Below are 11,751 nucleotides of genomic sequence, written 5' to 3'. Positions count from 1 at the left end.
AATGCCTATTTAACTAAGGAGAATCCCTATCAAAACAGTTGAACACCACTTCCAGTCTCAAAAAGCTTGCCATTCCAAAAAAAGACCAGATTGCACACCTTCAACTATGGCGTCAATCTAGTCTGATACTTCATTTTAAATTTGTGAATGATGACGTCTAAACCTCACTACGACCATACCTGCACCTATCATCATAAGGCCTAATCCTAGTGGTATTGCTTCATTCGTTCCTGTTTCAGGTAAAACGTCAACACGCGCATGATTATTCTTTTGAGCTGTAGAGTGTTCATTGCTAAATGTCTCGTCTACTGATGTAAGCTGCAAATGATGTTTTGATTCAGTAATCGTTTTATCCCATAGCATCATTTTTCCTGATGCCACGTTCAACGTTTCTGAAGCATTGCCTAACGCTTGTAGATGAGAATTAGATATTGTTGCAACTGAATGAGAAGTATTTGTTTGTTGCGTTGCGCTATCGTTTGAAAATCCTGATGCCTGTCCAATCTGTTGTTGTTCGACTTTTGGATGTGTTTGTATCTTCTCGATTTCAGGCTGCCCTTCTGATGTATTTTGAGATGTTGACTCGGGTACACCATTAATGATACGAACTGGTTGTGTCGTATCATATTGCGAAAGATCTGCCACCTTCAAGTAATCTGCAAAAACTTTATCAAGAGATACCCCTTCTTCACGAGGGCCGATAAACATATCATAGCCATCTCCACCTGAAGCGGTAAAATCATTTGTCGCAACATAATATGTTCGATTTAAATCAAGTGGTTCAAATCGATTTGTTTGATGATTAAATAATTGCACTTCACGAACGCGGTTCCCAGGTTCTTGGTCTAAATCATAATAAACACGAATAGAACGAGAAATCTGAAGGAACCCACCACTAGCAGCGAGTTGCTTTTGACCATTTGTTTCTACAACTTGTGCACTTAGACTTTGTTCAAAGGCTTTTAGAACATCATCTCCTTTAACTTGAATTTGTGCAATTGTATTACCAAATGGCAAAACAGTCATAATGTCATTAAGGGTAACTTCTCCTTTTTTAATTGATGCTCGAATGCCACCACTGTTCGTAACTGCAAAATCTGATGGATGACTAAATCCAGTTTGACCATATGCCTCCATAGCATCAGCGATAGCATTGCCTAGATTTGTCTCACCTGTACGAACCGCTTCACGTTCTCCCATCAAATCGATGGTATGATTTGGAACAATCACTTCTGATGTTTCCGCTAAAAATTGCTTATTAGCTTGTTCCACTTGATTTTGTAATGCTGCATTAGGAACGACATTTTTGACATCTTCAGCTGAAATCAATGACGCTTTCGCATTTTCAACATGTGCATCATGATAATCAAATGTAATTTGGCCAATATTTGCAAGTGCTGTACCAGTTTGTGCAAGGAGATCATGTCCAAAAGTTTCACCGTTTTGTAGTACAGAATGTGAATGACCATCAATGACAAAAATAGGGACTTGATAGTTTTTATTCTGACTTAACTGTTTCGTTAAATAATCACCACGCCATACCTCTTTCGTCGTTTCATCAATGCCTAAATGAGATAAAATAACAAAAATATCCACTTGACCGTTGAGCTTATCCATTTCACGTATGACACTTTTTAATGGATCTGTAAATGTCACGCCTTTAATCCCTACAGGACTTGTCTTCGTTTTGGTTTCGGGTGTCGTCACACCGATTACACCATATTTCAAACCCTTTTTTTCAATGATGACTGAAGGTTTAAAGGATAATTTTCCGTCTTTATACACGTTAGAACTTAAGATTGGAAAGTTTAACATCCCTTCTAATTTTTTCAATTGGTCATAACCAAAGTCAAATTCATGATTTCCAGCTGCCATCGCATCATAGCCGACTTCATTCATTGCTTTAGCCATTTCTTCACCTTTAGATTGATTCGAAAGAGGCAATCCTTGGAATGCATCGCCCGCGTCAACCATTAAATCAGGCTGCTTTTGTTCTTTGATTGCCTTAAGTTTAGGCAACCCAATGACACGACCATCTTCTTCCACCATTCGCCCATGTATGTCATTTGTATGTAAAATCGTACGCTTCGTATCATGAGCTTGATTGCTATTTTCAGATTGTGTAGTAGCTCGCAGTGCTGGTTGTTGTGCACCTTCAGCTTTCATTGAATCAGTATTTTGCGCTGTGTCTTCAGGCTCTATTGACGGTACTGTTTCTGATTGCTTAACATTATCTTGTTGTGATTCGATTTTATTTATCTCTTGGTTTTGATTTGCTTTGAGTGCATTTACTTTTGATGATTGCTCTGGATTGTCATTAGAAAGTTCTGTCGTTGTATCTTGTTCAGTCACTTGACTTTCTGTATCAGCTTGAGATTTGGGTATAACTGTATCAACCTTTTCTACAGTTTCACCAGATTGTTGATTTGATGGTACTAGTTCGTCTGCATGAACAGATGGACCATCGAATGCAAGTAATATCCCCATTACACAACATATCATTAGTATGATGGGTAAAATCCTATTTTTCATTTAAATCCCCCTTTTTTATTGTATTCTCATATATCCTAGCATATTTAATGAACTTTAAATTAAAGTTTCATAAAATTTATTTATGATTTACGTAAAATAGATTCATCTATTTAAAAAAGGCTAGGATATAGCAGTTTTTTCATCTGGACCAGGCTGGGACATAAATATCTCGAAGTTTTTCTACAATTAAATGCTACGAAAAAGGCTTTTTTAAAGTGTTTTGATGTAAAATGACACATATATAACGTCGTATTGTTGGCGAGACGCCTGAGGGAATAGGATGAGCGTCGAGACCAGGGCTCGACCCATCCCCTAGGAAATGCGAGCCAAACAATACGAATGATTGATAAAAGAAAAGCATAGAGGTGATTCAATCATCTCTACGCTATTATTTTTGGGATTGATGCCCCAGACTCTAATCCTACTGCTTTTTATCCTTGCCTTTTGATTCTTTTTATAATTTAATGATTTCTGTAATACGTGTCTGTTGGATCAACTCAGTTATTTTTTGACGCTGAGTGTGGTGAATAGTATTATCATTTTGGTAATCTAGATAGGCCACTTGACCTTGTTCATATAAGTCATATGCAAGTGATAAACAAGCGTCTTTTGGTCCTTGTAATAAAATAATGTCTGGAGATTGTAAAGGTAATACTGTGTCAGACTGAATCTCTCTTGCTACATCTCCAACGATAGTGATACCTGGGCCGAGTCGTTCCGGTAATTGTGCTATTCGATCGACTATCGTTGTTACAGTACCTGTCACGATATATTGATTATGACATGATGCATTGAACACAACTGCCACTGGAAAGTCTTTTTGAATATGCGACTTAATCTGTTGCATTAGTTGCGGCAAGCGTTTAATCCCCATATATATCGCTAATGTTCCATTGTGAGTTAACGTTGTGATATCAATTTCATTGTCTTCGTTATTTTTGAAGTGTCCTGTTGTAAATGTAATATTTGTAGATACATTTCTTTCAGTTAATCCTCTCTCTAATTGACTCACTGCTGCACTTGCTGCTGTAACACCTGGAACGATTTCAAAGTGAATACCATGCGCTTTTAATGTTTCGACTTCTTCAGCAACACGTCCAAATATCGCTGGATCTCCACCTTTAAGTCGAACAACTGTCTGATATTCATTCGCTTTTTCAACTAATAATGCATTGATACGTTCTTGTTTTATATATTTTGTATAAGGCGTTTTCCCAACATGAATCCATTCCGCACTTGGTTTTGATAATTGTAAAATAAAGGGGTTTACAAGTTGATCGTATAAAATAACGTCCGCTTTTTGTATACATCGTTCGGCTTTGCGAGTTAAGTAGAGCGGATTGCCTGGTCCTGCTCCCACTAAATAAACTTTACCCTTTTCGATTAGAGACATACGTATATATCTCCATCCTTTACTTCTACCGCATATGTCGCAACACAGCCTTCATCTGGTTCTTGAACTTCACCACTGTTTAAATCAATTTTTTGATCATGTAATGGACAAAAAACATAATGCCCGCTCACTGTTCCCTCTGACAATGGTCCTTCTTTATGTGGACATACGTTATGAATGGCTTTAATATCACCATTTTCCATTAAAAAAAGTCCAATTTGAATGCCATTGACAATGATTTTTTTACCAATTAAAGGTTCAAGTTCTGATATATGTGCAACTTTTACTTTTTCTTGTAGCATGATTTTTACACCTTCTCAACTTCAAATATTTTTTGCTTTTCTTCATTATTGATAATGGCATTCCAAGGTTCTTCTGATACCGCTTCTTTAGCATCCATAATACGATTAAACAATGCTTTTTGTTTTTCTGGATCAAGTACGACTGCTTTGATGTGATCAAATCCTAATCGTCTTAACCATGGTGCTGTACGTTCTGCATATATCCCTGTTTCTCTGTAATATTGCATATAAGCCCCACATAACTGAATCACTTCATCTTCTGTTTCGACTGTTGTAAGATGCTCCGCGACTTCAACAGTTGTTCCACCGTTACCGCCCACGAAAATTTGGAAGCCATTCTCAACACCGATGACACCAAAATCTTTCACGCCTGATTCGACACAGCTTCTTGGACATCCTGATACACCCATTTTAAATTTATGTGGCGTATCAATATATTCGAATGTTTTTTCTAATCGAATACCTAACTGAGTCGTATACTGTGTGCCAAATCGACAAAATTCTTTTCCCACACAACTTTTGACTGAACGTGTTTTCTTCGCATATGCTGATGCTGAACGCATCCCTAATTCTTCCCATACTTGAGGGAGCTCTTCTTTTTTCAAGCCGTAAAGTCCAATTCTTTGTGAACCCGTCACTTTGACGAGTGGGACATGATACTTTTTCGCAACTTCACCTAAACGTATTAATTGATCTGCATCAGTGACACCCCCACGCATTTGTGGAATAACTGAGAATGTCCCATCTTTTTGAATATTGGCGTGATAGCGCTCATTCGCAAATCGTGATGCTCTTTCATCTTCATGCTCGTGAGGATAGACCATGTTCAAATAGTAATTAATCGCTGGGCGACATTTCGGACATCCCCCTTTGTCTTTAAAATCTAACACGTGGCGGACTTCTTTTGAGGTTTTGAGTCCTTTCGCACGTATTTGCGTCACAATTTGGTCTCGCGTTAAATCTGTACACGCACAAATGCCAGTTGGTGCAGTCGCTACAAAGTCCTCACCTAATGTATGTTCAAGTAACTCTGCAATTTGCGATTTACACTTACCACAAGAGTTCCCTGCTTTAGTCGCTTTGGTCACTTCATTCACTGATGTCAATCCTTCTTCTTGAATCGCACTCACGATAGTTCCTTTACATACGCCATTACAGCCACATATCGTTTCATCATCATCCATTTCTGCAACACTGATTGCATCGACTTCACCTGCTTTATGCAATATAGATACTAATGTATAATCATCAATCGTATCGCCTTTTTTCATCATATTGTAGAAGCGGTTGCCCTCCTCAATATCTCCATACAGGACAGCGCCTACAATGGTACGATCTTTGATAAATACTTTTTTGTAGATATTATCGACACTATTAAATGTTTCAATTCCATGGATTTCATCTGTTTCATTAATACGTCCAGCACTAAACAAATCACAACCTGACACTTTTAATGATGTAAATGTTGTTGATCCCTTATAACCTTCTGTCAGGTTTCCTGTAATATGGTCTGCTAATACTTTGCCTTGTTCGTATAAAGGCGCGACTAACCCATATACTTTAGAGCGATGTTCCGCGCATTCTCCCACTGCATAGATATTGGGATCACTTGTTTTCATATAGTCATCTACAACAATACCTCGTCCGATTTCTAAGCCTGCTGCACGTGCTTCTTTTGTGACTGGACGTATACCAACTGCCATCACGACCATATCAGCCTCTAAAACACGACCATCAGAAAGACGTATCGCTTCTACATGCTCATCACCTATAATCTCTTGCGTATTCGCTTGGAGTTCAAACTTTATTCCTTGCTTTTCCAAGTCTGTTTTCAATAATTCTCCAGCTTTACGGTCAAGTTGTACTTCCATAAGCCATTCTGCCAAGTGAACGACTGTCACATCCATGCCTTGATCGACAAGTCCTCGTGCACACTCTAATCCTAATAGTCCCCCGCCAATAACAATAGCTTTTTTCTTCGTTTTCGCTATCTCTAGCATTTTCTCTGTATCATCAATCGTTCTAAAACCAACAACTCCCTCTAACCTGGAGCCATCAATTGGTAAGATGAATGAATCTGAACCTGTTGCAATAATCATTTGATCATATTCGACAACTTGTCCTTGCTCTGTTTCGACATGTTGTAATTCTCGATTAATGTTAACGACTTTATCACCTGTTATTAAGTGAATATGGTGCTCTTCATACCATTCATATGGATTCATAATCGTCTCATCAACAGTCATTTTATTTTGCAATATATTTGATAACATAATTCTATTGTAATTCGGATATGGTTCTTTACCGATGATTGTAATATCAAAACGATCCGGATCACGTTCTAAGATTTCTTCTATCGTACGTACACCCGCCATGCCATTTCCAATCATTAATAACTTTGTTTTACGCATCAAAATCCCCCTCTAATGTCTTTAAAAATGTTTCAAGTTTTGCGGCATAATATTGTGTTTTTTGAACAGATTGCCCGTTTGAACTGAGATGAAATGTGACATGATCATAAGTCACTGTCTTCATATTAAAAAAATCAGATTGCGAACGATCTCCCGTATGATTAACCCATTGATGGCTTTGTGCATCTGAACGCACCTGGTCATTCACTTTTCGGTCATTCGTCGCTATTATAATTAAGTCTGCACCTTCAATATCATTTGATTCGTATCTCTTTTGAATGAATCGGATATGAGAGGGCCAAGCGCTATTCGTGAAAAGTTCAAGGAATGTTGGACTGACAATATCAATCGTGCATCCTTCATCTTTTAGTTTCTTAAACTTTCGCCATGCTATCTTTCCCCCACCAATAATAGTGACGTGCTTTTGACTAAGATTAAGTTGTACCGGATACACATGCTCCCTCCTCTAATTCATGTAGTCGTGCTAGGATGACCTTTTTTAATATTGGGTGAAAATGAATTGCTGGTGTAAAATACATTTCACAGTCTAGATGCATTTCGCTAATTTGCTGTTTCGTACGATTCACTAAAAAACCATCATAAAAGAAATATGGAATAATAATGAGTCGCTTATAGACTTGAGCTAATGGTGGCAATATTTGTTTGAAATTAAGCGATCCATAAACCATCGCCGGAAAACATGCATGATACTGTGCCGTTAATTCTTGTGTTATTTGGGTCAGGGCTATGTCTGGCTCATCAAACCGCTTATTCCCATGTGCTAATATGACAATTGCTGTTTTGTCATTAATTTGACTGCTACAGTTTTCAATTTGTTCACTTATCCAATCTTTCATAGCTGGATGTGTTCCTAATGGTTGTGCGATTTGAATTTCTATTTCTGGGTGATTGTACTGCCATTCATCACGTATTGCGATGATATCCTCAAAATAATGTGACGCATTTAATAAAAGTAAAGGGATCATTTGAATCTGCTGATATCCATTTTGGACATTGTGACTAATGCAGTCAGATAATGTTTGTGTTTTACTCTCTAAGAAAGCAATGTCATAATCTAAATCTGTTTCTTTAAAAAGTCTCTTTGTAAAATGAAGTAATGTTTCATTCAATTTTCCACTTCGCATCCCATGAATGACTAAAATAACCTTTTGCAATTTTTTCACCCCTCTCACTTACATTGTAAATGATTCTTGAGACAATATGTGATGAAATTCACATATAAGCAAAAAACTAGGGAATCCCCTAGCCTGTAGCTTCAGGGGATTCCCTAGTTTTGATACTTTGCATTTAAAACGGTTCTATAATAAATCGGACTGGTGTATAAATAATTTCATTTATTTGATTGTTCCATAAAGACTCGCTTTTCTAGGCGCCTCAGAAGTCTCGGCTTAGGAATCAATCAAATGTGCTATATTTATTCACACCCCTAAATTATAAAGTATGTTTTACCAACTCAATTTTACTGATTTATGTCGTATTAAAAGAGGCATTAATGTTCAAGACTTTATAATCACACAACGAAAAAGGCGTTAAGCAATCCATTATTGCATAACGCCTTAATTTAATGCGACCAATCCAATTTGACTGAGAGCCTTTAAAACACGCATCGCTGAATTGACAATATCTCTCATAATAGTTTCATATGTTTCTATTCTCGAAACCATGGTGGTGTTTCTAATAATTCTTTATTATAACGTTCTGGTATTAAAACTTTGACCATCATCGCACCAATATCACCAGTTTCATCTTCTTTTTCAAAAAATGTTTCATAGCCGCGCTTAGCATAAACATCTTTTAACCATGCCATTTTACGTGCAGATGTACCTAAAACGACTGCTGGTGCTTTTAACGTATCTCTTAAAATCGTCTCTTCAACATAAGTCATCATTTGGTTGCCATATCCTTGTCCAGCATAATCTGGATCTGTAGCAAACCACCATACAAAAGGATATTTTGAGACGGCATCTTTAGGTTCCCAAGGATAGCGTATTGATAACGTTGAGATAATACGCCCCTCTTTTTCCAAAACTAACGCCGTATTGTACTTAATATTCTTTTCGATCATCTCAATATCTGCATTGACAGAGGGCCATTCAATACCGACTTCTCTTAAAGGTGTAAATGCACGATACATGAGCTCTTGAAGTGCCTCAGCATCTTGTAATGTGGCCATTCGAATTATTTCATTAGACATTAAACTGCCCCCTTTTTGATTATTTCAGTAATTATAGATTAGCAGAAATATGATATGACTCAAAATAATTAAGCTCACCATTCAATAACAGCACAAAAGAGACAAAACCAAAGTACTGATACATCGTTTGTACTTTGATTTCGTCTCTTTTATCAATCTATCACTACTTTTGGCGAGATCCGTTCAAGTATGCATAAAGTAGCCCAATCATAATCCCACCACCGATAAAGTTACCGATAAATGCAAATACAATATTTTTTAGGACACCTAACCACGACATAGCATCTACATTATAAAAGAGCATCCCTACAAATAAACCTGCATTATATACAACGTGTTCATATGCCATAAATACAAAGATAATGACACCTATTGCGATAAAAAATGTTTTTGATAAACCATCTTTAAATTGCATAGACACATAAATCCCAATATTGATAAAAAAGTTAGCAAATATCGCTTTCACTAAAATAGCATACCAAGTGGGTTCAATTGTCTTAGCATCAACAGTTGTTGTTAATGCCGCAATCATTTCAGGTGTCATTACTTTTGTAAAAAACATCATAATAAATAAGACAAAAGCACCTAAAATATTTCCCAGGAAACAAACAAAAAATAACCACGTCGATTTCGCAATTGTAATAGTGCGATAATACATTCCGACAGTGAGATACATGAAATTACTCGTCAACAACTCAGAATGTGTTAATACAATAAATACTAAAGCAATACTAAATGCAATCGCTCCCATTAAATTGACAACACCAGGCAATGCATCATGCATTTGTGTCTTCATCGCAAGCATAAATACAGTTACAATCGTTAAGAGAAAACCCGACATCATTGACTTTAATATGTATCGTGGCATCGCTTTATCTAACAATACTTCTTTCATTGCAACTGATTCCACAATACTTTCTACTGTTTGTCGAGAGCTAAATGTATCGCTCACAGATTTGGTTGGTTTACTCATCCCCATTTCAAGACCTCCATATACTCTTTTTTCGTTTTAAGATATTTATGAATACCGTCTATCATCAATTAACATGCGCTGACAGATAATATAGCTATGCCACGATTTAGCGATCCATACTTCTACGTTTCATTACTTTTAATCCATATGAAAACACCCCAAAGCTCACTGTCGTTTCAAGCAAACATTTCACAAATCGATTTGATGAAACAAACCGTCCTACAATAGACGACACACCACTACTTACAACATACAAAACCAATAACTTTAAATAACGTTTATTCATTTCATGTTCCTCCCTTTTGTTTAATTATTCCTGTATTCGTAGCGCCTTTATAACAATCCAATCCATTTCCAATAAGTCATACTCAAAATAATAACTAACAGATAGCCAATGACAGTGATGGGTATACCTACCTTCAAGAAGTCCTTAACCGTAAATGTTTCAGTTCCATAAGCTAACATCCCTTGAGGAGAGCTCACAGGTAATAAAAATCCAAAACTAATGACAAATTGTTGAATTAGGACAAAACCAATAGATTGATCACCTAGATTTATCGTTGTTGTCAGCGAAATAAACACTGGAATGAGCGCAGACGCTAAACTTGTTGCACTTGCAAAGCCTAGATGTATTAATATATTAAATAAAGATATAATCGCGATGGTTGCGACAATTGGCATACCTTTTAATCCAATCAACCCAAATGTTTGGTCACTTAACCATTGTGCCGCATTTGTCTGTAATAATACAGTACCTAATGAAATCCCTACACCAAAAACAATGATTGTCCCCCATGGTATACGACTTTCTGCTTCTTTCCAACTCATGATTCCCACTTTAGGTAATAACATAAATGCAAGTGCGATAATCGTTATTGAAGACGAATCAATAGGGTGTAATATTTTTTCAGTTGACCACATCAGCAAAAGCAGAATGGAAATGATAATTAATCGCCATTCTTTCGGTTTAATCGGACCTAGCTCATCTAGCTGTTTTTTAACAAGTTCTTTACCGCCTTCAATTGCTTGTTGTTCTGGCGGAACGACTTTCAACATAATAAAGTATAGGATAATAGACATTATTACAGCCCATGGTGCTGCATATAAAAACCATTCACCCCAAGAAATGTCCTGACCCAGCTGACCATTAATAAAATTGACAGCAACAATATTTTGAGCAGCAGCTGTTTTAATACCAACATTCCAAATAGACACAGCTTGTACTGCTGTAATCACTAATAGTGCTGCAAGTTTACTCTCTTTTCCTACACCAAATGCAGCAACCATTCCTAAAAGAATAGGAACAACGGCACCCGCACGAGCTGTTGCGGATGGCACGAAAAATGCTAAAATAATCGCTACCAAAATTGCACCGATGACAATATTTTTAGTCTTATTGCCTACAAGCATCAACACCCACAAAGCCAATCGCTTATGTAAATGAGTAACTTGCATAGCGGTTGCTAAAAATAACGCTGCTGCAACAAGGGCTACAGCACTTGAAGAAAAACCACTAAATGCAAGCTTTAAGGCGTTACTCGTTCCAAATAAGTCAGACCCCTTTAGTATCTCGCCTCCAGCTTGTGGATTTCCTAAACTCTCTGACAAATTTTGAACAGGGCTAAAGCCTAATAAGATAATGATAAGCCCCATAATTAATGTAGCCGAAACGGGATAACTCACTGCTTCTGTCACCCATAAAATCACCGCGAATGCTAATATTGCCAGTGCAGCCCTTCCCATTAAAGGTAGATTATGTGTAACAGGTAACAACATGATGCCTATTAATACAATAAAGCTAATGATTAACCATAAAGGCTTGAATGTACTAGTAGATGATTGACTCATCGTCAAACCACTCCCTTTGTTTTTTTATTTTATTTTAACAATTGAAACGGATCGTGAGACGTTATCATTCAAAACTT

General features: G+C 37.0%; 10 protein-coding genes. All 10 read right to left on the bottom strand.

The window, feature by feature from the left end; genetic code table 11:
* Positions 1-135: 135 nt before the first annotated feature.
* Positions 136-2,532: a 5'-nucleotidase C-terminal domain-containing protein gene (locus tag C7J90_RS12240; protein ID WP_269780129.1), complete on the bottom strand. Its 2,397-nt coding sequence runs from the start codon at positions 2,530-2,532 to the stop codon at positions 136-138.
* Positions 2,533-2,986: 454 nt separating this feature from the next.
* Entirely contained in the window at positions 2,987-3,925 is a 939-nt protein-coding gene (gene cobA, locus C7J90_RS05045; protein WP_103207664.1) for a uroporphyrinogen-III C-methyltransferase, read from the bottom strand.
* On the bottom strand, positions 3,916-4,230 hold the full coding sequence (nirD, locus tag C7J90_RS05040; RefSeq protein ID WP_232618926.1) for a nitrite reductase small subunit NirD: 315 nt from the start codon (positions 4,228-4,230) through the stop codon (positions 3,916-3,918). The genes cobA and nirD overlap by 10 nt, the downstream gene beginning before the upstream one ends.
* A 2-nt stretch (positions 4,231-4,232) precedes the next feature.
* Positions 4,233-6,638 carry a nitrite reductase large subunit NirB gene (gene nirB, locus C7J90_RS05035; RefSeq protein ID WP_103207660.1) on the bottom strand — a complete coding sequence of 802 codons (2,406 nt, stop codon included), beginning with the start codon at positions 6,636-6,638 and terminating at the stop codon, positions 4,233-4,235.
* Entirely contained in the window at positions 6,631-7,092 is a 462-nt protein-coding gene (locus tag C7J90_RS05030; RefSeq protein WP_103207658.1) for a precorrin-2 dehydrogenase/sirohydrochlorin ferrochelatase family protein, read from the bottom strand. The genes nirB and C7J90_RS05030 overlap by 8 nt, the downstream gene beginning before the upstream one ends.
* Positions 7,073-7,783, bottom strand: coding sequence for a sirohydrochlorin chelatase (locus C7J90_RS05025; RefSeq protein ID WP_103207705.1), 711 nt, complete (start codon positions 7,781-7,783; stop codon positions 7,073-7,075). The genes C7J90_RS05030 and C7J90_RS05025 overlap by 20 nt, the downstream gene beginning before the upstream one ends.
* Before the next feature lie 524 nt (positions 7,784-8,307).
* Positions 8,308-8,853 (bottom strand): GNAT family N-acetyltransferase, encoded by a 546-nt coding sequence (locus C7J90_RS05020; RefSeq protein WP_103209889.1) that lies wholly within the window; start codon positions 8,851-8,853, stop codon positions 8,308-8,310.
* Positions 8,854-9,016: 163 nt separating this feature from the next.
* Positions 9,017-9,832: a formate/nitrite transporter family protein gene (locus C7J90_RS05015; RefSeq protein ID WP_103209891.1), complete on the bottom strand. Its 816-nt coding sequence runs from the start codon at positions 9,830-9,832 to the stop codon at positions 9,017-9,019.
* A gap of 100 nt (positions 9,833-9,932) precedes the next feature.
* On the bottom strand, positions 9,933-10,112 hold the full coding sequence (locus tag C7J90_RS05010) for a hypothetical protein (protein ID WP_103209892.1): 180 nt from the start codon (positions 10,110-10,112) through the stop codon (positions 9,933-9,935).
* A 47-nt stretch (positions 10,113-10,159) separates the two neighbouring features.
* On the bottom strand, positions 10,160-11,674 hold the full coding sequence (locus tag C7J90_RS05005; RefSeq protein ID WP_103209894.1) for an SLC13 family permease: 1,515 nt from the start codon (positions 11,672-11,674) through the stop codon (positions 10,160-10,162).
* Positions 11,675-11,751 lie beyond the last annotated feature (77 nt).

Source organism: Staphylococcus felis, from assembly GCF_003012915.1.
Taxonomy (GTDB): domain Bacteria; phylum Bacillota; class Bacilli; order Staphylococcales; family Staphylococcaceae; genus Staphylococcus; species Staphylococcus felis.
The sequence above is the reverse complement of the archived record's forward strand: the minus strand, read 5'-3'. Positions and strand labels throughout refer to the sequence as shown.